Genomic DNA, 24,460 nt, shown 5'->3' with positions numbered 1-24,460 from the left:
TCTTTTCTTTTCAAAGGGGACATGGTGCATGCAACGTGAACAATTAATCAACCACTCCATTTCGATCATTAGAAGCAATCAGCATCCCCGCGGAGGTTACATAGCATCTCCACTTTTCCCGCCGTATGCCTATAGTTGGCTGCGCGATGGCACGTTTATCGCTAATGCGATGGATCGTGTAGGCCAAACCGAAAGCGCAGCCCTTTTTTACAAATGGGTTGCCGGAGTACTGGCGAACAAACGTTCCCGTGTGGATATTCTCCTGCAAAAACATGCCAACAAAGAGTGGATCGACCGTTCAGAATTTCTGGGCACGCGCTATCATTTGGATGGCCGGGACGATGTATCGGAATGGGGCCATTTTCAATTGGATGGTTATGGGGCTTGGCTTTGGGGACTGACAGAGCATATAAAAATCACCGGCAACAGAGCACTATTGAAAGAGCTGCGGGAAAGCATTGAGATCACGGTCGATTATTTGATGACGTTCTGGCATTATCCGAACTTTGATTGCTGGGAAGAGTTTCCCGATTATGTTCATCCGGCAACGCTTGCTTGTGTATATGGCGGTTTGAAAGCGCTTGGCGAACTAGAACAGCGTTCTGAACTGCTTGAAAAGGCTTCTATGGTTAAGGACTTCATTCTCCGTCATTGTGTTTATGAAGGCCGATTCGTGAAGTCAGTCCATTGTATTAATGAGATTTGGAAGCCTGCCTTAACAGGCGTAGATGCAAGTTTGCTTTGGCTGGCACTGCCGTTTGGCGTGTGCGAGGTTAACGATCCTGTCATGCTGAAAACGGTAGAACATATCGAAAGTGAACTGAAGCATGAGGGGATCCAGCGATATGTGGATGACCGCTACTATGGCGGCGGAGAATGGCTGTTGTTAACGGCATGGTACGGATGGTATCAGAAAGAGTTGGGGAACCATCAGGAAGCACAGCGCTGCCTGGAATGGATCATGAGCAAGGCGGATGAGCTCGGACGGCTTCCCGAACAAGTTCCCGATCAGCTCAGAGAACCTTCCGCTTACACGGAATGGTTGGCCAAATGCGGGGAACCTGCGCTGCCGCTGCTTTGGTCCCACGCCATGTTCTTGGTGCTATCTGACAGCTTAGACTGAGCATAGCTTCCCCTGCTAGCGGGCAAATTGTTAGTGGGGTGATGACTATGCCAGATGTAAAATGTTCAGTTGCCAACTGCGAATATTGGACGCAAGGTAACAACTGCAACGCAGGAACCATTATGATTGAAGTAGATCAGCATGCCAATGCCAATTACAAGGAAGAGTTTGCCGGGGAATCATTCGATACGGATCACCAAGATGCAGCGAGCAAAGCCGCGAACACTTGCTGCCACACCTTTAAAGCAAAGAAGAATCAGTAAACATGCGCCAGCATGGAGGCAATTTGGATAAAGCCACCAAGGAGCGGTTCCAGCTGGATCAGCTCCGGAAGGAAAGCGGACTGAACCACAAGGAAGAATATGCGGCTGAGATCACAGCGCCCTCGCGGAGAATCAATTATGCCGAGCCTTATCAAGTGAGAAGTGCAGAGATACAGAGATCAGTCTCCCAATCGGATGTTGGGGATGAGGAGATCGATGAATTAGTTGAAGCTGTTACACGCAATAAGGCAGTAGGGTATATGGCCTTGTTCGTCGCATTGGCTTCGCTCTTTGTATGGCCTGTGCTGCTTGGCATATCGGGTATTGTGCTCGGGGTCATTGCATTCTTCATGGGTAACAAAGGAATTGGGACCTGGTCAGTCGTACTTGGCTTTATTGCCGTCGCCGCCTATTTTTTACTCGTTCCTTTCTCTGCTTAAAGTAGTTCTAGTTCATTTGACCACAAGAGCATAGCTGTACCGAAGGTTGTCCCAAGGGACAGCCTTATTTCTTTTTTTTCAGAAAAAAACGGGGATATTTGTGTTAATGAAGGATAATTAGCGTGTTTCGTCTGATTATGGCATCATTTTGGACCCTATACTCCCGTTTGCTCGTACTATTTGGCTTCAAGAGACATATTCGCACCTTTGAATGATTACAGTATTATTATATAATGAAAAGTGATATTTCAAATTTAAATTTAAACTTAAGGGAGGTGTACCTACTCTCCTTGGTGCGGAAACCGCGCTTGACAGGGGATAGGTAAGGTATTGGAAGATCCTTTGCCCGAAACGTTAATCAGTTTTCTGTTAATGTTTGGACTGGTGTTGTTAAATGGTTTTTTTGTCGCAGCTGAATTCGCGATGGTTAAAGTAAGAGGTAGTCGAATTGATTCGCTTGTGGGGGAAGGCCGCCGTAATGCGAAATTTGCACAAGGAATCATGAACAATCTCGATGCGTACTTAGGTGCTTGTCAGCTCGGGATTACACTTACTTCGTTGGGACTTGGTTATGTCGGGGAGCCGACGTTCGCTAAAATTTTGGAACCACTATTCGCTCCGCTGCATTTACCAGATTCGGTGTTCCACACGATTACCTTTATTATTGCCTTTTCTTTGATGACTACTTTGCATATTACATTGGGTGAGCAGTTCCCCAAAACGTATGCCATTCGTAAAGCTGAGCAGATTACATTGCTTTCTGCAGGCCCGATGGTCTTATTTTACAAAATCATGTATCCTTTTATATGGTTGTTAAACGGAATATCGAACTGGATGCTCCGCCGCGCCGGCATCGAACCGACGACTGAGCATGAATCGGCGCACACCGAGGATGAAATTCGAGTCCTCATGAAAGAAAGCCACAAAAATGGACTTATAGATAACACAGAGCTAACGCTTGTTGATAATATATTTGGATTTGCCGAGACGACAGCTCGGGAAATTATGATTCCAAGAACCGAGATGGAATGTTTGTATGCAGGACTTTCCTATTCGGAAAATCTGGCGATTGCGATAAAAGAAATGCGTACGCGCTATCCGGTCTGCGATCCGGACAAAGACAATATTATTGGCTTCGTCCATATCAAGGATTTGCTTAAGCCGGATGCGAACCTGAAAGGGATCAAGAAAATTATTCGCCCGATCACGACGGTGCCGGATTCCATTCATATTAGCGATTTGCTTAAAATGATGCAGAAAAGGAAGAGCCAGATGGCCCTCCTTATCGATGAGTATGGCGGCACCTCGGGACTTGTGACTTTGGAAGATATCATGGAAGAAATCGTGGGCGAGATTCAGGATGAATTTGATGAAGAACGACCAACGATCGAGATCAAGGATGAATATACGTATTCCATTGACGGTTTGCTTTTGATTGATGAAGTGAATGACTATTTCGGGCTGGATATCGAGTCCGACGACTATGATACGATTGGCGGCTGGATTTACTCCCAAACGGAGATTCCGCCAAGCAAGAATCAGCAGGTCAGCTACAATGACGAGTTTTTGTTCATCGTAGAAGAAACGGACCATTTGCGAATTTCGCGCCTGATTGTTAGAAAAATGACGGAACAAGACGAGATTCTGCAGCAGAATATCTCTTGAAAGTGAATGATAGATAAGCTTCTTTGGTCAAAATAAGGGGGAAATTCCCACTAATTTGACTGTTGAAGCTCGTCAGATCGATTTAGCCGGAAAAACTCCCTCTATTTGTACCGATTTCGTGAGAATTCACAAAATCCGCTCAAATTAACGGGGGTTTTTCCTTTTAAATTCCCTGCGAGGCCATCTTTCGGACAATTTAGAGGGAGATTTTCCAGAGAGAGCCTCCTTCGCGGTCTTCAGATTTGATATTATCAAGCTAGGCTTTTCGTGATTCTATAAATTTAGGATAGTCGCCAGGGCACAAAACGTGTACAATATAAGCAACGATGATGATAGGAAACGAGGTCTGGCGGATGAATAGTACGAACAGCATTGATCCTAGAGTTCTGAAGGAGCTGCTGCAGCTTCAGCTGATGAGCAAAATAAGCTTGTTATCCGGGGATACCGATTCGGCAAGTACGGACGATTCCAGCGACTTCAGCTCCATACTGAACACGTTGATGGGACAGGCTTCCGGAACCGGTCTTGACGGTCAGTCTTTGACCAATCTAACGACGAATAGCGTTCCAAGCTCCTTGGCCGCTTTGAATAAAGGCTACACGCCTCTCCAAACGTGGAGTCAATCTTCTTCCGTATCTCAGTTTGACAGCTTGATTCAAGAGGCTAGCGCCAAGTACGGGGTAGATCAGTCGCTGGTGAAAGCGGTCATTCAACAAGAATCCAGCTTTAACCATCAGGCTGTGTCCCCTGCGGGTGCTAAAGGCTTGATGCAGTTAATGGACGGAACCGGGCAAGGCTATGGCGTAACGAATCCGTTTGATCCGCGGCAAAATGTGGATGCGGGCACGCACTTCTTGAGCAATTTGCTTCAGAAGTACAACGGGAACGAAGGGGTTGCTCTCGCGGCGTACAATGCAGGTCCTGGACGTGTTGACCGCTTAGGCATCAAGAACGATCAAGATTTATCTAATAAACTACATTTATTGCCTAAGGAAACACAAGCGTATGTCTCCCAGGTTTTAGGTCATAAGGTGAAATTTTCACTGTAGGTGGCGATTTCAAGGAGCTGATTTTCGCATGAATCATGCGGGGATCGGCTTTTTGCGTTTCGGTGCAAGCTTGAGTTATGCCCTGTTTTAGGCTTTAATGATGAAAGGAAAAGATTACGATTTCGCGACAGCAGGGCGTGGAAAAAGGGGAATCAGCAAGAACATGCTATATTTGGACTGCGCGGCAACCACACCGCCTTATGATGAAGTCATTGACACAATAGCTGAAGTAATGAGAACGCACTATGGGAACCCATCATCGATCCATGGATTGGGTGTCCAAGCAGACAGGCTGCTGCATAGCGCTAAAGAAGTGATAGCTGGAGCATTAGGCGTTCAGCCTGCCAATATTATATGTACGTCCGGCGGAACGGAAAGCAACAATCTGGCCATCCGCGGCACTGCCTATGCCTATCAGAATCGGGGCAAGCACCTCATTACTACACAAATTGAACATCCCTCGGTGAAAGAGGTATTTCTTGGGCTGGAGCGCGAAGGTTTTCGTGTAACGTATTTGCCTGTGAATCGAAAGGGTTGTCTGGAATTGGAAACACTGCAAGAGGCTTTGTGTGAAGATACGATCCTTGTCAGTGTGATGTATGTAAACAACGAAGTAGGCACGATACAGCCTATTCAAGCGATTGGCCGACTTCTTGCCGAATATCCAAAAGTGTTGTTTCATGTAGACGCCGTGCAAGGCGTAGCGAAGCTTCCATTTTCCCCCAAGGAATGGGGAGTAGATCTTTGCAGCGTCTCGGCACATAAGTTTCGCGGTCCTAAGGGCGTCGGCTTCTTGTACCGCAGAGACGGCGTACAGTTGAAGCCTATGCTCGTTGGCGGCGGGCAAGAAGACGGCCTGCGCTCCGGTACTGAAAACGTTCCGCTTATCGTAGGAATGGCAAAAGCGTTGCGGATTTCCATGCACAATTTGACAGCGAAGCTGGAGCATAAATATCGGCTTAGACGATATCTTGTAGAAGGCATTGCAGCGATTCCGGAGCTTACACTCATGGGATCCGAATGCCATGAAGAAATGGCGCCTCACATCGTCCATTTTGCTTTTACCGGGATGAAAGCGGAGGTCGTCGTTCACGCCCTGGAGCAAAGACAGATGTACATTTCAACGAAATCTGCCTGTGCTTCTGACGCGTCGGACCCAAGCGAAGTCATGCTTGCTTTGGGGTGCTCGCGTGAGCAGGCGGTGAGCGGACTCAGAGTCAGCTTTTCGGATGAGCTAGAAATAGAAGATATGGAACGATTTTTGCTCGCGCTTAGGGAGGTCGTGAGAGAACTCTCTCCCATGGCAAGCAAATCGTCAATTAAGAGGGGGAAGCAAAGATGAAACCGGATTGTTTAATATTGCGTTTTGGCGAATTGACGCTCAAAGGGAAGAACCGCAAACGTTTTGAGCGCAGCGTGATCACGCAAATTCGTAAAGTTTTAGGGGCATTTCCCGATTTGAGGTATATTCCGGAATATGGACGCGTATATGTGGAGCTAGGGGGAGCAGCGTACGAGGAGGCTTCGGCAGCTTTACAGCGCGTTTTTGGACTGGCATCGTTTAGTCCGGCTTACCATGCTTCTATGGAGGCAGAAGCCATTAAAGAAACCGCGCTGCGCATCGTGCAAAACCTCCCCAAGCAGCCAAAAACGTTTAAAGTGAACGTCCGCAGAGTCAATAAATCATTTCCGCTCGATTCCCAGCAAATGAATTATCTGGTCGGAGGCTACATCCTAGAAGCATGCCCTGGTCTGCAAGTGGATGTTCGGAATCCAGAAGTGGAGCTTCGCGTCGAAATTCGTGAAGACCAGGTCCTGTTGTATGCGGAAGTCATTGAGGGAGCGGGGGGATTCCCGGCAGGCACGAGCGGCAAGGCGCTGTTGATGCTTTCAGGAGGAATTGACAGTCCGGTTGCAGGCTGGTTAGGCATGCGCAAAGGACTTACCCTCGAAGCGATTCACTTTCACAGTTATCCATATACAAGCGAACGCGCGAAGGATAAAGTTATGGATCTGGCTCACCAGCTTTCAGGGTATACGGACTCCATCAAGCTGCATCTCGTACCGTTTACGGATGTACAAACCTCGATTCACCGCGAATATAAGGATAATTTATTAGTCACGCTGATTCGCAGGGCGATGTATCGCATAGCGGAGCGGATCGCCGACCGTGAAGGTTTAAGCGCCTTAGTGACCGGCGAAAGCCTAGGTCAAGTGGCGAGTCAAACGCTGCCAAGCCTGAATGTGATTGGGCGCGTAGTTTCCTTGCCGATTTTGCAGCCGCTTATGATGATGGACAAGCAAGAAATTATACGCATTGCCGAAACGATCGGCACGTTCCCGATTTCTATTTTGCCGTATGAGGATTGCTGTTCTTTATTTCTTCCTCCATCCCCAAGCACGAATCCGAACCTGAATATGGTAGAGAGACTCGAGAACGGCATGGACTTTTTACCCGAATTAATCCGGAAAGCCGTAGAACAGACGGAAACGATTGAAATCGTTCATGGACAAATGAAGAAGGTGCCCGATCAGCATTTCTTCTAACCGGGAGGTTGTAAAGCATGATGGATGCGCTCATTTTGTTTTTGCAAATTATGTTGATCAACATTGTGCTTAGCGGCGATAATGCGGTTGTTATTGCGCTCGCCAGCAAAAATCTCCCCCTGGAACAACGAAAGCTTGCCGTATGGTGGGGGGCATTCGGAGCCATTGGCTTACGGCTTGTGCTGACGTTAGTGGCGGTTACTCTGCTCGATATTCCCTATATTCAAGCGGGTGGATCCATTTTATTATTCTGGATTGCCATCAAACTGCTGACGGATGATGACAGCCGTGCGAATGTGAAGGAAGCTTCGACGCTTGGCAAAGCCATCTGGACGATCATCGTGGCTGATTTCGTCATGAGCTTGGACAATGTGCTGGCGATTGCAGCCAAAGGCAACGGCAATAATACGGTTATTATTCTAGGGATCGGCCTCAGCATCCCGATCATTATTTGGGGAAGCACGCTTGTCATGAATTTGCTTCACAAGTATCCCGTACTTGTCTTGTTGGGAGCAGGCATACTTGGCTATACGGCCGGAGAAATGTTTGTAAAAGACGAGAAAATGATTGACTGGTTCCTTCACGATTATGAGTTTTTGCATGTTTGGATCCCGATTGTGGCATGCGCGCTCGTCATTGCGGTCGGTTTGTCAGTCAAGTGGCTACGATTATTGCAATTAAAAACAACAAGAAACGAATAGAGGATAGGGAAAACCGCCAAGCTGGAAGTATTCAGCTTGGCGGTTTTATTTTTTATTGGACAGTCAATTGAAACTTTTTTCCAATTTTGTCGTCTAGATATGAGATAGAATAGGAGGGAGTTGCACGAGTGAAACCCAGTTTATGTCATACAATTGCGTCTCGACTTACTTATTTGATTGGCACAATCCTACTGTTCGTATGGATGCAATGTGGCGGGCCCTTCCTTGGTACTGCTGGAGCAGAAGAGGCAGCGCAAATTGAGATTGAATCCCAAATTGGCTTTGGGGCTTCCAACGTAAAGCAGGGGAAATGGACCCCAGTTACAATGACGCTCCGCAACCAAGGCGGAGATGTGTCCGGCGATCTTGTCATTCAGGTGGCGAATCCCAACCGAACCAAGGATTTTAGCTATGTGCAGCATGTCGAACTACCAAAAGGCAGCGTCAAAGTCGTGACCATGCTCTTACCCGGCAATGCATATACGAAAAGCAATAATAGAATAACTTTTTATGAGAAATCGCAAAAAAACGGAAAAAAAATAGCGCTCGCAGGCAATGCCTACTTGGAGGCGTTCAGCTTGCCGAAGGAAACCGTGCAGGTCGGTGTGTTAGCCCGAGACGTGGATACGTTGAACTTCTTGACACTCCTGAACCAGTCCGGCAAGAACGTTAATGTTCTTCATCTGAAGCAAGAAGAAATTCCGAAAGAATCGCTGGGCTTAGATAGTCTTGATGTGCTTGCTATCAACGATTTTGCCTCGGATACACTGACGGCAGAGCAAGTACAAGCCATCCAATTGTGGACACAAAGGGGAGGCAATCTCCTCTTGGCAGGCGGTGCGGGCTATCCGAAATCAGCTGCTCCTTTTACTAAAATAGCGCCGGTTATTTATGAGGGGACATCGGCTCTCAAGGAGCTCCCGCAAGTTGAAAAGATAGGAGAGAAGGAGCTTGTATTCCCGCAGCCGTTCACGCTTTCGCAAGGCAAACTGGCGGGCGGAGCGGAGACGATTGTATCCGAGGGAATGCTTCCCGTATTTGCGCGCAGCGCCTATGGGAGCGGGTTCGTCACCTATGCAGCCTACGATTTATCCTTGAACCCGCTCGCGTCGTGGAACGGAAATCAGCGGCTATGGGAGCAGATCCTGGCGGGGACGATTGAGTCAGCGCATGCTAACAATTTGAATCAGATCAGATTCGGGAATGATCCTTTTTGGGAAATGGACCGCGCTCTCGAATATTTCCCATCTTTACAACCGCCTAAGCTGCCCATGCTAGCACTTGTCCTGCTGTTGTACGCCATTCTTGTCGGACCGGTGTTGTATTTGGTTTTGAAGCGGCTGGACCGCAGAGAATGGGCTTGGTTTGTAATCCCGATAGTGGCTATTGTGACCAGCATCGGTGTGTTTCAGTTCGGTGCGAGCAATCGCGGAAGCATGATGGCGGAATCGTTGTCTACCGTAACGCTGAACGGTACAGGATCAGGCATTAAACAATCGGCCGTGTCCGTATTTCTTCCTAAGGGAGGAGATCTGGAGCTTAAATTTGCAGGGAAGTCGGTTGTTTCTCCGCTTTTGCGGTCCGATGTATACCCATCCATGCAGCTGCATGAGCAAAGTGAGCTTGTCATCAGGAAGGAAATCGATGCAGCGATCGTTCGGCTGCAAGATATTCCATACTCTTCTATCAGCAAACTGGCCGTAGAGGAAGAGCAGTTAGTTTCTATTGGCAAGCTTGATTACAGTATTTCAGAGCTATCCGCGAAGGGAGCTAAAGGTCAGATTACAAACAACACGACCAAAGAGTTGAAGGACGCAGCCGTGCTGATCAATCAATCGTATATCAAAATCGGCAACATTCCAGCCGGCGCTTCAGCGAATTTCGATACGGCAGGCGGAATTGGCGTGTCGAACGGGTTTGATATTCCGCAGCTTGCTTTTCCATATCCGACGAACAATAACGTGGATGTTAATTTGCATCAGCGATCGATGCTAATTGGTCATTTGAACCAAAAGGCGAACTTCTCAGGAGGGATTACGCCAATGATAATTGGGTGGATGAAAGATCAAACGTCCATCTCACTTACATCAGGCGGCAGCATACCGACGGAGCAGTTGACACTGGTTTCACAAGAAATGAAGATCAACTATGTGACGACGGACGGGAAAATCGTCATTCCAAGTACGGCACTTGTACCGGCTTTAATCGATAATCATTTGAAAATGAGCGCGGTTCAATTCCAGAATGGTCCTTTCATGCAAATGGGAAGCGGCGATGTGACACTGGACTATCAACTCCCGGCCCTTGCGGGAGCGAGTTATCTCACCATGGAAATGACCGGCGATCCCAACCCGGATGTGACAACGGAGCTATGGAATTCGGAGACGAAAGTATGGGAAGCGATCACACTCAAATCATACCAAACTTGGGAGGGAGACAAACTGCAGCCTTATCTCTTAGAAGGAAAATCGATTCGAATGAAAGTAACGACGGTTCAAAATAACACCATGTTCCGAATCCCCGCCGTTTCTTTGGAAGGGGTTGTAAAACGATGATCGCCATTACGGAATTGACGAAAAAGTACGGGAACTTTACCGCTCTCGATTCGCTGACGATGGACATTGACAAAGGGACGGTCTTTGGTTTTGTGGGTCCGAACGGAGCGGGCAAAACGACTACGATGTCCATCCTTGCCACGCTGTTAAACCCAACTTCGGGCACAGCCAAGGTCGGCGGCTATGACGTTTCGGAGAAACCGAAAGAGGTACGTAAGCTGATTGGGTACATGCCTGATTTTTTTGGAGTTTATGACAATTTCAAAACAACGGAGTACTTGGATTTTTACGGAGCGAGCTATGGCATTCCAAGAGCGGATAGGCTGAAGCTGATTCCTCAGCTGCTGGACCTTGTCAATTTATCGGAAAAAGCTGACTTCTATGTGGATTCGTTGTCGAGAGGCATGAAGCAGCGGCTTTGTTTGGCCAGATGCTTGGTTCATGAACCGGAAGTGCTGATTCTGGACGAACCGGCATCGGGACTAGATCCGCGGGCACGGATCGAAATGAGAGAAATTTTGAAAGAGCTCAAGGCAATGGGGAAAACGATCATTATTTCCTCGCACATTTTACCGGAGCTGGCCGAGATGGTGGATGAGATCGGGGTCATCGAATATGGAAAACTGATTGCCAAAGGGAAAGTAGCCCAAATACAGAGTCGTATGAAAGCTAATCGCGTGCTGCAAATCCGTATGGCAAGCAGAATGGAAGAGGCTTTGATTTACTTGCGGCAGCAGCAGCATGTCACGATGGTGATGCAAGATGAGAAAGGGCTGCATGTTCACTTTGGCGGGGCGGATGAAGATCAGTCTGAGCTGCTAGCGCGTCTGGTAAGAGAAGGGTTTCCGCTCCTTTCGTTCAGCGAAGCCTTGACGAATTTGGAAGATGTGTTCCTGGAAATTACGAAAGGAGGCGGCGCACACGATGAACAGCAAGTTAAACTGGATTAATCCCGTTCTCGAAAAAGAGTTCAGGCTGCGCATGCGGACCGTTCGCTCACCGCTGTCGATACTGGCCTACCTCCTGGCTATCGGCCTGATTGCGCTTGGATTCGCTTATATCAACATGAGCCATCTCCAGGCTGGCGTACTGAGTACGGAAAGAAGCAGTGAATTATTTTATTTTCTCAGCGGCACGCAGCTTGTGTTGATCGCATTTATGACGCCGGGCCTGACGGCTGGGGTTGTGAGCGGCGAGCGTGAAAAGCAAACGTTAAACATGCTGTTGACGACGCAGCAAAGTTCGGGAACGATTATTCTCAGCAAACTGTTCGCTTCGCTTAGCTTTATGCTGTTAACGGTCGTGGCTACAATGCCGCTCTACAGTATTGTTTTCCTATATGGGGGAGTTTCGCCTAAACAAGTTCTTGCGGTATTTGTGTTCTATGTTTTCGTGATGGTGCTCTTTGGAGCTGTCGGGATCTTCTTTTCCACGATGTTGAAGAAAACGGTGATCTCCGTCATTGCAGCGTACGGGTTTGTATTGTTTGTTTTTGGATTTACTGCGCTGGCAGGATTGTTTTTCAGCAACATCGGAAGAGCAGGAACGAATGAAGAAATACTTGGTTATTTTTTGAGCTTTAATCCTATGGCTGTTCTTGTCTCACTGATGGTTCCTGATTTTTCCAAACAAGTGTTTAAAGGACACACTTACCTGCAAATGTGGCATATATTCATTGTCTCCTACACGGTGATCTCCATTGTTCTGATTTGGCTGAGCGTGAGATATTTACGCCCCATTATGAAAAGAAAGTCATAACAAGGTTAAGAAAGGAGCTGTCCCGAAATGAAATTCTCATCGCTAGATGAGCTGCTGATCCCGGTCAAATGGCGTTTGTTGCAAGTAAAAGGAATGGAATTTATGCTGCGTAGTTTGATCGTCGGGCTTGGGCTTGCTTGTTTGTGGATGGGGCTGGGACGCTTATTTCTAATGAACGGATACCGGCTTGGCGCGATGATTAGTTTGTCGGCAGCGTTTGCTGGCGGAGGGATTTGGTTATTCGTCCGACGCCCGAATGTTCTTGACGCGGCTAAGCTGCTCGATGAAAACGGCTTGGAAGATCGAATAACTACGGCGCTTCTCTATAAAGGGCAAGCTTCACGGATGGCTGAACTGCAAAAGCAGGATGCACTGGAAAAAGGAGCCTATTTCGTAGAAACGCAATTACAGCATATCGTTCAGCCGCGTTTAGGAAGAAAGCAGTTGCTAGTCGGCGGAAGTTTATTTGCAGTGTTAGTGCTCTTTCTGCTTGTCCCCAATTCGCATGATGCGATTTTGAAGCAGGCCGGAAAAGATAAGGCTTGGGTGCAAAATCAAAAGGAGCAGGCAGATGAGCTCCTGAAGCAATGGCAAGCCAAGCCTTCTCCGCTTCCGGCTATGAAGCAAATGACGGAAGATTTAAAGGAATTGGAGCGCAGACTGGGGCAAACCCCAACGTCGGCAAAAGCTTTGGACGAATTGGAAAAAGCGCTGAAAAAAATGGAAGCGGGCATAAGCGAGTTGGAGAAGCAGAAGCAGCGCTCGGAGCAGTGGGCGGAGTCGATGCAGCGGACACAAGCACTTCGTGAGCTGGGCAAAGCTCTTCAGCAGCGGAGCCCGGAGAGCATCCAGCGCGAGGCTGTGAAGCTGAGCGAGCAAGTGCAGAAGCTGACGCCGGAGCAGAAGCAGCTCCTCGCCAGCGAGCTAGAGCGGCTCGCGGCATCCGCGGCAGCCGCGACGCCGGAAGCGGAGCAGCTCCTCCGCGAGCAGCTCCAGCAGACCGCAAGCGCGCTGCGCAGCGGCGAGGATGCTGCTCCGCAGCTGAGCCGGCTGCAGGCTGGCCTGACGGCTGCCAGCGCTGCGCAGCAAGCTCTGGAGCAGCAGCAGGCGCAGGCCGCGAAGGCGGCCGCGAGCCTTGCCGCCGGTGCGCTGCCGCAAGCGCGCGAGCTTGCCGCGAGCGGGGCGCAGCCCGGGCAGGCGTGGGCGCCGGGTGGCCGCGCGGAGCAGCTGGCCGCGGCTGGAAGCGGCGCGGCGGCGAGCGCTAGCGCAGCGCCGAACGCAGGCGCCGCAGGCCAGGGCCAGAGCGGGGCAGCCGCAGGCTCGGGAGCCGCAGGCGAAGTGCCGGGCCGCGGGGGCGGCACGCAGGGAAGCGGCGCTGCAGGCAGCGGAGCCGGAGGAGGTTCCGGCGCTGTGGGCGGAGCAGGCGGTACGCAGGGCGGCACCGGCGCGGGCTCGCGTGGGCTTGTGACGACGCCGCGCGAGCGGTCGGGCACCGGGGGGACGTTCGTCGACAGCGGTCCCACGGCCGGCAGTGGCGGCGAAGTGAGCCAAGGCGGCGCAGCACCTGCCATGGACGGGGCTTCGCGACCGTACGAGGATGTGTATGCCGATTATGCAGCGGAGGCTTCGAGTGCGTTGAATCGTTCCGAGCTGCCGCAGCATATGCAGAATTTGGTTCGTGATTATTTTCTTGAAATTCAGCCGCAGCGATAATGAAGATATGAAGATACGGATTCTGGAGGGAGAACGGAAGCGGATGGTCGAATCGAAAGGGCAATTAGAAGCATGGGGAGCGGCAGTTTCCCGGATGAAAGAGCAAATAGGCCGTGTCATCGTTGGCCAGGAGGAGGTCGTTGAGCAGCTGCTTTGGTGCATATTCGCCGGGGGTCATGCTCTGCTGGAGGGCATCCCGGGTCTCGGCAAAACAATGCTCGTGAAGACGATCGCAGACACGGTTGACCTCAGTTTTACGCGGGTTCAATTCACGCCTGATTTGATGCCTGCGGATATAACAGGAACGAATGTGATTCAATTTGGAACACAGGGAGAGACCACATATAAGTTTCAAAAAGGACCGCTATTTGGTCATGTCGTGCTCGCCGATGAGATCAACCGTGCGACACCCAAGACACAGAGCGCTCTGCTCGAAGCCATGCAGGAGAAGACAATTACCGTGGGCTCGGAAACATATCGTTTACCCTCTCCTTTCTTTGTGTTGGCTACGCAAAATCCGTTGGAGCAGGAGGGGACGTACCCGCTGCCGGAAGCGCAATTGGACCGGTTTTTGCTTAAAGTTCATGTCACCTATCCGACGAAAGATGAACTGAAACAAATTGTGCTGCGCACCACCTCGGCACACAGCCTCCAAGCGGAGAAAGTGGCGGATGGCGCCTTGATTCAAGATATCCAGCAAGGATTGAAAGAAATTTTAGTCGCTGAGGACATGTTGGATTATGCGGTGCAGATGCTGATGAACACGCATCCCGAAGAGCTGACTGCGCCAGAGGCGGTCAAACAATATGTGCGCTTCGGTTCAGGACCGCGCGGGGTTCAGGCGATGATCGCGGCAGCGAAAGTACGGGCATTTCTGGCCGGGCGTTTTCACGTCTCCAAACAAGACCTTCATGCAGTAGCCTTACCGGCATTAAGGCATCGTTTGTTTCTGAACTTCGAAGGACAGGCGATGGGGATATCGCCCGACAGCATCATCACTTCTATTATTAGCTCGATGGAGCGGAGCCGATGAGCAGCGGAGGGCATCTGCTCGATCCTGCGCTGATGCGTCGTTTAGATCAATTGAGCATTGCCGCAAAAAACAGGATCAGGGGAACGATGCAGGGAAGAAGGCGCTCCAAGGACTTGGGCACTTCGCTTGAGTTTGCGGATTATCGGCTGTATTCCCCCGGAGATGATACGCGCCAATTGGATTGGCATGCTTATGGCAGAACCGGCAAGCCGTTCATCAAGCTTTTTATGGATGAACAGGAGCTTCAGGTCAATCTGTGGTTAGATGCGTCCGCTTCGATGGATTTTGGCCGGATAGAGGGAATGGACTCTACTCGTTGTTCCAAATGGGAGTACGCCAGGCAGCTCGCTGCCGGAATTGGATATTTGTCTTTGAACCGCTATGATCGCGTAAGCGCCGCTGCTTTTACGACACAAATAACCAAGCAGATGAGGCTGCTCCGCGGCAAAGGAAGCTCTCATCGGCTATTTGAATTTCTGGAGAAATGTCATCCGTCCGGAGCGGGCGATATGGGTGCGGTGTTTCGGAATCCAGCTGTTTTGCCTCGTCAAGCAGGAATGACGTGGGTGTTTTCAGATTTTTTGTATGAGGACGGGATTGAGGAAGCTTTAAAATATATACAAGCGGCCAAACAGGAAGTCGTTGCCGTCCAGGTGCTTGCTCCCGAGGAACTGGATCCTAAGCTCTCAGGAGAGTTGCGGCTCATTGACAGTGAGTCCAAAGCGGCGAGGGAAGTGGCGATGAGCAGTAAAGTACTTCATGCCTACAGAGAGGCAGCGATGCAACATACGCAAATGCTGAGAGCTTTCTGTCATGGGCGCGGAATTACGTATTTGCTGGCTGTAACCGATGTTTCACCGGGTGACTTCCTGCTTGGAGAGCTTCGGCGCAGCGGCTTGGTCCGCTAAAACCGTTATTTCTGTGCCAAAGGCACACGGCGCCGAACGTGCCAAAAGCTCCACCCGTAAATAAGCAGAAATATAAAAATAAGCACGGTTGAGAAACGGTACATGAGGGCGTAGCTGTCGCTAACGTTGGCCAGCGCCCCTAGAACCATAGCGCCAAGTCCTATGCCTAAGTCATTGGCTGAAAAGAAAGTTCCGTTCGCCGCCCCGCGCCGGTTTGGGGCTGCACGAGCAATCGTCCATGCCTGCAGAGCAGGCTGTATGGAGCCAAAGCCGATGCCATAACAGAGTGCGGCAATAGCCAAACTAAGCTCTGAGTGTGCATAGGAAAGCAAGAGCAGTCCGGTTATTGTGAATAACGCGCCGGGGAGCAGCACCCATTCAGGCCCTTTCCGATCAAATAGCACACCTGTTATCGGTCTCACGACGAGAACCATGGAAGCATTGCAAAGGAAAAACCAACCGACATTCGAAATACCAGCTTCATGGCCGAACAGGGTTATAAAAGTTACAATCCCTCCGTAACAAATAGCGGTGAACAGCAATAATGCGGAAGGGAGCAAGGCCGTTCGTTCCCACAAGCGGTCTATGAGTTTCGGACGTTGAGCCGGTTTTTCGACACGTACAGGATTGGGATATGGAATAAAGAGAGAGCTAAATAAGGATAGCAAGGCCAAAATCGTTGATATCAATAATACGCGGTGGAATCCGTACTGCTGCAAGATCCATAGTCCGGTAAGTGGAGCGAGAGCCATGGCAAATGTGTTGGACAATCCGTAGTAGCCCATACCTTCCCCGCGGCGTTCGGGTGGAATGATATCTGCGATGACCGTTCCTAATGACGTTGTGGATATGCCCCAACCGATGCCGTGGACGAACCGGGCAGCAAGAATCAGTGTAATGACAGCCATATACGAATAACCGGCTATCGTGAGCGTACAAATAGCCAATCCCACAAGGAGCACATGCTTTCGCCCCAACAGATCGAGTGCTCGTCCGGCAAAAGGTCGGGTGAGCAGCGACGATATGGTAAAAATACCGATAACGAGTCCGACTTGGACGTCATTTCCCCCTAACTGCGAGATATGCGTAGGGATGGTCGGGATCAACATTTGAAAACTAAAAAAAAGCAGCAAATTGGACAATGACGTGATGAGAAAAGCTTTGGTCCAAAGCGGTTTCCGATATTTCTTTTCACTTCCCGATAAAGATTTCATGTGACCTCCTAAGTTGGACATAGGCAAACCTGTTAGCCAGGGGAAAATCGGGCTGCACGCCTTTAAGTATGCCCAAAGATCAGCATTTGAACGCGGGCATCATGCAGGCGGTTATCGCTTCGGAAAGGAGGGTCTTTCATGCACTTCGCAACATTAAGCGGGCTATGGTTTTCGCTTTCCATACCTTTCATTTTGCTGCTGTATATGTTGAAACGCCGTTATATCGATACCGAAATATCCAGCCACATGCTGTGGCGGCGCGTACTCCGCGAGCAGGAGGCCAATCAGCCGTGGCAGCGCCTCAAACGCCAATTATTGCTTTTGCTTCAGCTGCTGGCGGCGTCCTTGTTAGTGCTGGCCTTGATGCAACCTTTTATCCGGGGGCACCAAACGGCGAAATCACATGTTTTCTTCGTCCTTGATGCGTCGGCAAGCATGCAAACGTTAACGAATCAAGGCTCTACCAGATTGGAGCAAGCCAAAGCGGACATTCTGTCCTATGTGCGCGAGGAAGCCCCGAACCGCACTTATTCGCTTATGGTCATAAAAGATCAGCCTGAACTGCTTTTGCAAAAGGAGTCTGCTCTTCCCGCGCTTCGGGCCGCATTGGATAAGGTAATCCCCTTCTATGGAAGGACGAATGTGCAGGAATCCCTGTCCTTGGCTTCCGCATTAATTCGCGAAGAGTCCGATAGCGAAGTGCGCATCTATACGGACATCCAGTGGTCCGAGAAAGCTGAGGAAATTGTTTTTTCAGTTCCCGTTCAGATCGTAAGTGTACAGGGTAGTGGAGCAAACCTTCCAACATCCATAGAGGATGGGGCTGTTAATGTATCCATATCCCAATTCGGCGTCAAAAACAGTGAGACGGAGAGCAGAGCTGTAGCTGTGCTGAAAAATTGGGGGGCGGTAAGCATCGCTGTGGAAACCAAGCTTTTTGCGGATTCGCAGGCCGTTCGTACAGATACGCTGCAGCTAAAGGCCGGTGAACAAAAATCGATCTATTTTGAAAAGTTGGCAAGTGCCAATGTGTACAAGCTTCAGCTTGTTACGAAGGATGCTTTGGAGGCGGATAATACGGCCTATGCTTTTTCGGAAGAGACAGGGCGAACCCAAATTGCGTATGTGGGGGAAGGCAGTCTTTTTCTTCAAAAAGCACTCATGCTGGCCAAGGCGGAAGTCCTTCATATCCAAAAGAGCGGGGACGGCACTTATCCGCCGCCAATAGGGCGGTCACCCCATCTGATCATTTTGGATGGTGTGAATGAATCGGACTTGGCGTCGAAAGAATGGCGGGAGATCCTCGCCTCCAAACCGATATGGCGTTTTGCTTCTTCAGAATCGGCCGAAGCGGTGACGCTCAAATTTCCCTATACGATCGAGGATCATCCGATCATGCGCTATATTCGTTTGCAGGATGTCAATATTGCACAAGCACAGAGCAGAACTGCTCTGCCATGGGAGAAAGTGATCGTCTCTTCATCTGGCATTCCTTTGATGTTGGCAGGTATGGAGGATGGCGCTCCAAGACTGTCCTTCACTTTTCCGCTGGATCAAACGGATCTGGCTCTTCGGTCGGAATTTCCCATTCTTGTGCAAAATGCCGTGGCTTGGCTAACCCAGCATCAGGGAGGTAATCTTGGCCGCGTTACAGCAGGCGAACGGATTGACGTGTCCCTTCATCCGCAGGCGGTGAAAGCGGTTTGGACAATGGATCCAGAGGGGGACTCCGGGGAACCGGCAGAACGAAACGGCAATGCGCTGGCGTCCAGACAAACGGTTCCCAAGCTGCCGGGACTGTACACGTTTAAGGAGTTTGACGAAGGAGGACATGTGGTTGGGGCGCGTTTGCTTGAAGCGGTGATGGATGCAAGGGAATCCAATGTGAATGCATTTAGCGAAAGCAAGCTGAGCTACAAGCCAAATCCTGAAGTGCAGGCTTTGACCGATAAGGGAAATGACTCCGGTGCAGGTTTTGCTTCGCTAGTTCCTTGGATCGTGTTGGTTTTAATTATGCTGCTTGTGACGGAATGGGAGGTGTACCGGCGTGGGCATTCAGTTTGAGCATTCGCTTGTGCTGCTCTTGCTTCTGCTTTTGCCAGCCTACCTCTGGTGGCTTTGGAGAACGCTGCACCGGCTTCAAGGGACGAGAAAAAGGGTCGTCGTTTCACTCCGCGCCACAGTGCTGCTCCTTTTGGTTTTGGCGCTGGCAGGCGCTCAGCTGTTTAGAAGTCCGAATCTCAAAAGCGTTGTGTTTGTCGTCGATCGCTCCGACAGTGTGAAGGAAGAGGCCAAAGAGGCGCAGTGGATAAGGGATGCAGTAAAGGCGCGCACTTCCGGACAGGACGAAGCCGGTGTCGTTTCGATGGCGCTTCAGGCTTCGATTGAAAAGCCGCTCGATGCCAGAGACATGGATGGTTTTCAATTTGCCGCCAAATCAAACCCGCAGTTTTCGAACGTGGCCTCAGGTCTGCAGCTGGCTTACGGTCTGCTTGGGCAAGGAAATGCCGGGCGTATTATCCTCATGTCAGACGGCGAAGAAAATGTTGGCGATATGCTGCGCCAAGGAAAGCTGCTGCGCGATCGCGGGATTCAGGTGGATATCGTTCCGCTAGCCGGCAAAGAACGCAAGGATGCCGCGGTCGAAGCCGTGCGCGTTCCCGATAAGCTTTTTCAAGCGGAAGCCTATACGATCGAAGTCGTTATTCGTTCCACCCATTCCGGACCGGCGCAATTGCGGATATTTGAGGACAATCGGGAAATGACGGCGCAATCCCTGGAGCTTACGAAGGGAGAGAATCGTTTTGCAGTGCAGTCGTTAGCCAAAGAACCGGGCTTTCATCGTTATCGGGCTGAAGTGTATATGGAAGGCGATGAGCTTTCAGCGAACAATACGCACTATGCTTTCAGCAAGGTCCAAGGTCCCCCGAAGGTGCTTATTGTTGAAGGGAAGGCAGGCACTTCCCAAAATGTGGAGGGCGCGCTGCAAGCTGCTTTGATCCCTTATGAAACGATTCAGCCGGAGCTTCTGTCTAATGATTTCATGTCTTACACAAGCTTTGAGAGCATTATTCTCAACAATGTGGCGGCCACGCAAATCTCTCAGACCAAAATGGAAATGATCGAAAGAGGCGTCCGCGATTATGGCGTTGGACTCGTTATGCTTGGAGGAGATAACAGTTACGGGCTTGGCGGGTACTTCAAAACGCCGATCGAGCGCGCGCTGCCCGTTTATATGGATTTGCGCGGCAAGCGGGAAATTCCGTCATTGGGCATTGTACTCGTTATCGATAAATCCGGCAGCATGTCCGGGGAAAAAATGAAGCTGGCGCAAGAAGCGGCATCGCGAACCGTGGATCTTCTCAGAGACAAAGATACGCTGGGAGTGCTTGGTTTCGATTCTTCGCCTACTTGGTATGTGGAGCCGCAAAAGCTCACTCAGAAGCCGGACGTCATTCAAAAGATCAATGCCATTCCGGCGGACGGCGGAACCGAAATTTATACCGCTGTAGAAGAGGCGTTTGCGAAGCTCTCGAAGGTTGACGCCCAGCGGAAGCATATCATTTTGCTCACGGATGGTCAGTCTGCAACGACGCAAAGCTATGAAACGTTGACCGCTGACATGCAAAAGATGAACATGACCATGTCGACGGTAGCCATTGGTACAGATGCGGATCAAGCCTTGCTAAGCAGGTTGGCCGAATTGGCGAAGGGCAGGTACTATGCTGCGGTGGATCAGACGACGATTCCGGCGATTTTTAGCCGGGAAGCGGTGCTCATTTCCCGTACTTATGTCGTGAATCAGCCGTTCGTGCCAGCCCTGACAGGGGGTTCGGATTGGGCCGGATTCTTGGGCGGAGGGCTGCCGCAGCTGCAAGGTTATATTGCCGCAACGCCCAAGGAGGCAGCGGAAGTGGTGCTGTCCAGTCCTGAGCCTGACCCGGTATTAGCGAGATGGCAGTATGGTTCGGGCCGCTCTGTCGCCTGGACGAGCGATATGACAGGCGCCTGGTCCGCGAACTGGGTAACTTGGCCTTCCTTCGCACAGATGCTGGCCGGTATGGTCAAGTGGACATTCCCGCAATTTCAATCTTCACCGCTGGAATTGAACGGGCATTTGTCCGGTGACGAGTTGACGCTCCAAGCCAAGGCCGGAGATGCCGAACCGGACAATGTGAGTGTTCAGGCAGAGCTTCGGGCTACGGTGACGGATGAAGCTATGGGAACACACGAAGTCACATTTACGTCCACAGCTCCCGGTGAATATTCAGCGCAGTTATCTGTGGATAAGTCTGGCGTCTATGTGGCGAAAACCGAACTGCTCGCTCCCGGCAGCGAGCAGGAAGGGACGGAGCGGCGCGTCATCGGCAGCCAGACGACCGGCTTCGTGATCCCGTATTCCCCGGAATACCGGATCACGGACGGCTCCGGGCTCAGCAGGCTGCAGCAGCTGGCCGAACTGACTGGCGGCCGGATGCTCTCGCTGGAGCATCCGGAGGCCGCCTTCGCTTTCGCTTCTGCCGCGCAGAAGCGGTACACCCCCATCAGCGAGTACCTGCTGATGGCCGCGCTCGCGCTGCTGCTGATGGACATCGCAGCGCGGCGCATCGCCCTTCCGTCCGGCCTGCGGGGCCGGGCGTTATCCCGGCGGGCCGCTCCGGAAGGCCCGCCCTCCGGGGAGACGCCGCTGGCGCGTCTCCGGGAGCGGAAGCAGCTTGCGGAGCACAAGCTGCAGCGCGAGCGCCGGTCCGCAGGCGGCGCTCCACCGGCTGCGGCGCAGCCAGCGGCTTCGGAGCCTGCTGCGCCGGCGCCTCCTGCGGCAGGCGCTGCGCCGCCGGACAGCATGAGCCGTTTGCTGGAAGCGAAACGGCGGGGCCGCAAATAGCCCGCAGGCTAGCAATTTTGAGCCAGTTGCGATACACTACATGTTGAATGGTGTCGAAACGGACACCGCATTGACAAGTGAAATAGGAGGGAATTCGCATGGCTAGAAATAGCTACTCCATCGGTATCCTGTTAATTGGCCTGGCCGTTTTATTGCTACTCGGGAAATTAGGCGTTTTTCACTTTATTTTTTCCTTTTTTTGGCCGCTTGTTTTGCTTGCTCCGGGGCTTCTTTTCCACATGTTGTACTTTAATCGCACATGGCCGGCTGGCGTGCTTGTTCCTGGCGGCATATTGACGACGTATGGCTTAATGTTTTTCTTCTGCAATATTTTCGGCTGGGGGTCGATGAGCTATCTTTGGCCTGGATTCATCCTCGGCGTCGCCATCGGATTATATGAGCTTCATCTGTTTGACCGCGGGAGTGACCGAGGGGTTTGGATAGGCGCTATGGTGCTGGGAATCATTTCTGTTGTTTTATTCGGGATCACGCTGCTTGTTAAATTAGGGATATATGTAATCGCTTTGATCCTTGTTGCAGCAGGGCTTCTTATGATTTTCCGCAGGAAGAAAGTGTGGTAATTCCAGTGTGCCGCTTGTAAAAGTTTTGTGTTGATCGTCATTTTCCTTGCATAATGTCGAGAAACTGCGTATAATAAACATAAATGTCAAGCGTCGGCGCTTTTGTCCGACGCTTGTTTTATGAACAGAGACGAAAATTATAGGGTAGAGAGGGTTTGACATTCATGCAAGCAAGAGAAAAGATTCGCAATATTGCAATTATCGCACACGTTGACCATGGCAAAACAACACTCGTAGATAAATTGCTTCAACAATCCGGTACATTCCGCGACAATGAAGCTATCCAAGAAAGAGCGATGGACTCCAACGATCTCGAGAGAGAACGCGGTATTACCATTCTTGCCAAAAATACAGCTATTAACTATAAAGATTACCTGATTAACATCGTAGATACTCCTGGACACGCCGACTTTGGCGGTGAAGTAGAGCGTATCATGAAAATGGTTGACGGCGTTTTGCTTGTCGTTGATGCTTTCGAAGGTACAATGCCGCAAACGAAGTTCGTACTTCGTAAAGCGCTGGAAAGCAACCTTAAACCAGTTGTCGTTGTTAACAAAATCGACCGTCCGAATGCTCGTCCCGCTGAAGTTGTGGATGAAGTATTGGATCTATTCATTGAGCTGGGCGCATCCGATGAACAGCTTGATTTCCACGTAGTTTATGCTTCTGCATTGCAAGGCACATCAAGCCTTGACCCGGAAAAACAAGATCAGAACATGGAAGCTATCTATGAGACGATCGTTACTCACATCCCTTCACCAACTGAAGATGTCGACCAACCTCTTCAATTCCTCGTTACCCTGATGGATTACAACGAGTACCTGGGCCGTATTGGCGTAGGCCGTGTAAACCGTGGTAAAATTCGTCAAGGCCAAACTGTAGCAGTAATGACACGCGAAGGCGGTCAAAAGCAAGCTAGAATCGAGAAGCTTTTCGGTTTCACAGGTTTGAAACGTATTGAGATTGAAGAAGCAGCTGCAGGGGACATTATTGCAATTGCCGGTATTAAAGATATCAACATTGGTGAAACGGTAGCTGATCCAGCGAATCCGGAAGCTTTGCCAGTATTGAAAATCGACGAGCCGACGCTTCAAATGACATTTATCGTTAATAACTCGCCATTCGCCGGTCGCGAAGGAAAATGGGTTACTTCCCGTAAAATCCGCGAGCGTCTTTACAAAGAGCTTGAAACAGATGTAAGCTTACGCGTTGAGGATACAGACAGTCCGGATGCCTTTATCGTATCTGGCCGCGGTGAGCTTCACTTAGGTATTTTGATTGAGAACATGCGCCGTGAAGGCTTTGAATTGCAAGTTTCCAAGCCGGAAGTTATCATCCGTCAAGTCGACGGTCAAAAAATGGAGCCGATCGAGCGTTTGATCATCGACGTTCCAGAAGACAGCATGGGTTCCGTTATGGAGAGCTTAGGTTCCCGTAAAGCCGAAATGGTCAACATGATCAACAACGGCAGCGGAAACGTTCGTCTTGAGTTCTTGATTCCTGCGCGTGGTCTGATCGGTTACAGAACGAACTTCTTGACGTTAACTCGCGGTTACGGAATTATGAACCATGCTTTCGACAGCTATGGTCCATACCAAGGAGCAGGCGTTGGCGGACGTCATGAAGGCGTACTCGTTTCCAGCGAATCCGGCGTATCCACGCTGTACGGAATCCTTTCCGTAGAAGATCGCGGTATCTTGTTCGTACATCCGCAAACAGAAGTTTATGAAGGAATGGTTGTTGGTGAACATACACGCGACAACGACATCATCGTGAACATCTGTAAAGAAAAAGCGGTAAACAACATCCGTTCCGCGAACAAAGAAGAAACTGTGAAAATGAAAACTCCGCGCTTATTCTCTTTGGAGCAAGCACTTGAGTATTTGAACGATGATGAATATTGCGAAATTACGCCAAAATCCGTTCGTATTCGTAAGAAGCTTTTGAATAAAAGCGAACGTGAACGTGCTGAGAAACAACGTAAAATGGCTGAAGCGAACGTTTAGTTCACAAAGTGTTCTTAAT

19 protein-coding genes are annotated in these 24,460 nt (G+C 50.3%); 18 read left to right on the top strand and 1 reads right to left on the bottom strand.

The window, feature by feature from the left end:
• The first annotated feature begins 28 nt into the window (after positions 1-28).
• From GC097_RS26410 to GC097_RS26345, 14 genes are all read left to right on the top strand, one after another.
• Positions 29-1,123 (top strand): glycoside hydrolase family 15 protein, encoded by a 1,095-nt coding sequence (locus tag GC097_RS26410; RefSeq protein ID WP_171686247.1) that lies wholly within the window; start codon positions 29-31, stop codon positions 1,121-1,123.
• A 47-nt stretch (positions 1,124-1,170) separates the two neighbouring features.
• Positions 1,171-1,386, top strand: coding sequence for a DUF1540 domain-containing protein (locus GC097_RS26405; protein ID WP_171686246.1), 216 nt, complete (start codon positions 1,171-1,173; stop codon positions 1,384-1,386).
• A 2-nt stretch (positions 1,387-1,388) separates the two neighbouring features.
• A complete protein-coding gene (locus tag GC097_RS26400) occupies positions 1,389-1,826 on the top strand; it encodes a hypothetical protein (RefSeq protein ID WP_171686245.1) in 438 nt (145 codons plus the stop codon).
• 372 nt (positions 1,827-2,198) lie between these two features.
• Positions 2,199-3,491, top strand: coding sequence for a hemolysin family protein (locus tag GC097_RS26395; RefSeq protein WP_171686390.1), 1,293 nt, complete (start codon positions 2,199-2,201; stop codon positions 3,489-3,491).
• Positions 3,492-3,844: 353 nt separating this feature from the next.
• On the top strand, positions 3,845-4,540 hold the full coding sequence (locus GC097_RS26390; protein ID WP_171686244.1) for a lytic transglycosylase domain-containing protein: 696 nt from the start codon (positions 3,845-3,847) through the stop codon (positions 4,538-4,540).
• A gap of 163 nt (positions 4,541-4,703) precedes the next feature.
• Entirely contained in the window at positions 4,704-5,882 is a 1,179-nt protein-coding gene (locus GC097_RS26385; RefSeq protein WP_171686389.1) for a cysteine desulfurase family protein, read from the top strand.
• On the top strand, positions 5,879-7,087 hold the full coding sequence (gene thiI / locus GC097_RS26380; protein WP_171686243.1) for a tRNA uracil 4-sulfurtransferase ThiI: 1,209 nt from the start codon (positions 5,879-5,881) through the stop codon (positions 7,085-7,087). The genes GC097_RS26385 and thiI overlap by 4 nt, the downstream gene beginning before the upstream one ends.
• 17 nt (positions 7,088-7,104) lie before the next feature.
• A complete protein-coding gene (locus GC097_RS26375; RefSeq protein WP_171686242.1) occupies positions 7,105-7,788 on the top strand; it encodes a TerC family protein in 684 nt (227 codons plus the stop codon).
• Between the two features lie 128 nt (positions 7,789-7,916).
• Positions 7,917-10,343, top strand: a complete 2,427-nt coding sequence (locus GC097_RS26370) for a DUF8726 domain-containing protein (RefSeq protein WP_171686241.1) — start codon at positions 7,917-7,919, stop codon at positions 10,341-10,343.
• The gene (locus tag GC097_RS26365; RefSeq protein ID WP_171686240.1) at positions 10,340-11,293 is read left to right on the top strand and encodes an ABC transporter ATP-binding protein; all 954 of its coding nucleotides are present in this window, start codon (positions 10,340-10,342) and stop codon (positions 11,291-11,293) included. The genes GC097_RS26370 and GC097_RS26365 overlap by 4 nt, the downstream gene beginning before the upstream one ends.
• Positions 11,268-12,101, top strand: coding sequence for an ABC transporter permease (locus GC097_RS26360; protein ID WP_171686239.1), 834 nt, complete (start codon positions 11,268-11,270; stop codon positions 12,099-12,101). The genes GC097_RS26365 and GC097_RS26360 overlap by 26 nt, the downstream gene beginning before the upstream one ends.
• Positions 12,102-12,128: 27 nt before the next feature.
• A complete protein-coding gene (locus GC097_RS26355; RefSeq protein ID WP_171686238.1) occupies positions 12,129-13,814 on the top strand; it encodes a DUF8809 domain-containing protein in 1,686 nt (561 codons plus the stop codon).
• A 43-nt stretch (positions 13,815-13,857) separates the two neighbouring features.
• Positions 13,858-14,847 carry an AAA family ATPase gene (locus GC097_RS26350; RefSeq protein ID WP_171686388.1) on the top strand — a complete coding sequence of 330 codons (990 nt, stop codon included), beginning with the start codon at positions 13,858-13,860 and terminating at the stop codon, positions 14,845-14,847.
• The gene (locus GC097_RS26345; RefSeq protein WP_171686237.1) at positions 14,844-15,755 is read left to right on the top strand and encodes a DUF58 domain-containing protein; all 912 of its coding nucleotides are present in this window, start codon (positions 14,844-14,846) and stop codon (positions 15,753-15,755) included. The genes GC097_RS26350 and GC097_RS26345 overlap by 4 nt, the downstream gene beginning before the upstream one ends.
• A 5-nt stretch (positions 15,756-15,760) precedes the next feature.
• Here the strand turns inward: GC097_RS26345 and GC097_RS26340 are convergent, their stop codons facing one another.
• Positions 15,761-16,969 (bottom strand): MFS transporter, encoded by a 1,209-nt coding sequence (locus GC097_RS26340; protein ID WP_171686236.1) that lies wholly within the window; start codon positions 16,967-16,969, stop codon positions 15,761-15,763.
• A gap of 138 nt (positions 16,970-17,107) precedes the next feature.
• On the opposite strand from GC097_RS26340, the gene GC097_RS26335 reads away from it, so the two are divergent.
• The 4 genes from GC097_RS26335 (at position 17,108) to typA (ending at position 24,441) form a co-directional block, all read left to right on the top strand.
• Positions 17,108-19,033 (top strand): vWA domain-containing protein, encoded by a 1,926-nt coding sequence (locus tag GC097_RS26335; protein WP_171686235.1) that lies wholly within the window; start codon positions 17,108-17,110, stop codon positions 19,031-19,033.
• Positions 19,017-21,854, top strand: a complete 2,838-nt coding sequence (locus GC097_RS26330; RefSeq protein WP_171686234.1) for a VWA domain-containing protein — start codon at positions 19,017-19,019, stop codon at positions 21,852-21,854. Before GC097_RS26335 ends, GC097_RS26330 begins: the two co-directional genes overlap by 17 nt.
• Positions 21,855-21,952: 98 nt before the next feature.
• Positions 21,953-22,435, top strand: coding sequence for a LiaF transmembrane domain-containing protein (locus GC097_RS26325; protein ID WP_171686233.1), 483 nt, complete (start codon positions 21,953-21,955; stop codon positions 22,433-22,435).
• A 164-nt stretch (positions 22,436-22,599) separates the two neighbouring features.
• Positions 22,600-24,441: a translational GTPase TypA gene (gene typA / locus GC097_RS26320; RefSeq protein ID WP_171686232.1), complete on the top strand. Its 1,842-nt coding sequence runs from the start codon at positions 22,600-22,602 to the stop codon at positions 24,439-24,441.
• Positions 24,442-24,460: the final 19 nt, after the last annotated feature.

The organism is Paenibacillus planticolens, from assembly GCF_013141725.1.
Taxonomy (GTDB): domain Bacteria; phylum Bacillota; class Bacilli; order Paenibacillales; family NBRC-103111; genus Paenibacillus_E; species Paenibacillus_E planticolens.
Note: the sequence above shows the minus strand (reverse complement) of the source record. Positions and strands in the feature narration are given on the sequence as shown.

Bases quoted from the DNA above. Each gene is read 5' to 3' on its own strand.
- GC097_RS26390 (WP_171686244.1), top strand. From the start codon at position 3,845: ATGAATAGTACGAACAGCATTGATCCTAGAGTTCTGAAGGAGCTGCTG.
- GC097_RS26375 (WP_171686242.1), top strand. From the start codon at position 7,105: ATGATGGATGCGCTCATTTTGTTTTTGCAAATTATGTTGATCAACATT.
- thiI (WP_171686243.1), top strand. From the start codon at position 5,879: ATGAAACCGGATTGTTTAATATTGCGTTTTGGCGAATTGACGCTCAAA.
- GC097_RS26410 (WP_171686247.1), top strand. From the start codon at position 29: ATGCAACGTGAACAATTAATCAACCACTCCATTTCGATCATTAGAAGC.
- GC097_RS26345 (WP_171686237.1), top strand. From the start codon at position 14,844: ATGAGCAGCGGAGGGCATCTGCTCGATCCTGCGCTGATGCGTCGTTTA.
- typA (WP_171686232.1), top strand. From the start codon at position 22,600: ATGCAAGCAAGAGAAAAGATTCGCAATATTGCAATTATCGCACACGTT.
- GC097_RS26395 (WP_171686390.1), top strand. From the start codon at position 2,199: ATGTTTGGACTGGTGTTGTTAAATGGTTTTTTTGTCGCAGCTGAATTC.
- GC097_RS26405 (WP_171686246.1), top strand. From the start codon at position 1,171: ATGCCAGATGTAAAATGTTCAGTTGCCAACTGCGAATATTGGACGCAA.
- GC097_RS26360 (WP_171686239.1), top strand. From the start codon at position 11,268: ATGAACAGCAAGTTAAACTGGATTAATCCCGTTCTCGAAAAAGAGTTC.
- GC097_RS26365 (WP_171686240.1), top strand. From the start codon at position 10,340: ATGATCGCCATTACGGAATTGACGAAAAAGTACGGGAACTTTACCGCT.
- GC097_RS26400 (WP_171686245.1), top strand. From the start codon at position 1,389: ATGCGCCAGCATGGAGGCAATTTGGATAAAGCCACCAAGGAGCGGTTC.
- GC097_RS26350 (WP_171686388.1), top strand. From the start codon at position 13,858: ATGGTCGAATCGAAAGGGCAATTAGAAGCATGGGGAGCGGCAGTTTCC.
- GC097_RS26355 (WP_171686238.1), top strand. From the start codon at position 12,129: ATGAAATTCTCATCGCTAGATGAGCTGCTGATCCCGGTCAAATGGCGT.
- GC097_RS26340 (WP_171686236.1), bottom strand. From the start codon at position 16,969: ATGAAATCTTTATCGGGAAGTGAAAAGAAATATCGGAAACCGCTTTGG.
- GC097_RS26325 (WP_171686233.1), top strand. From the start codon at position 21,953: ATGGCTAGAAATAGCTACTCCATCGGTATCCTGTTAATTGGCCTGGCC.
- GC097_RS26385 (WP_171686389.1), top strand. From the start codon at position 4,704: ATGCTATATTTGGACTGCGCGGCAACCACACCGCCTTATGATGAAGTC.
- GC097_RS26335 (WP_171686235.1), top strand. From the start codon at position 17,108: ATGCACTTCGCAACATTAAGCGGGCTATGGTTTTCGCTTTCCATACCT.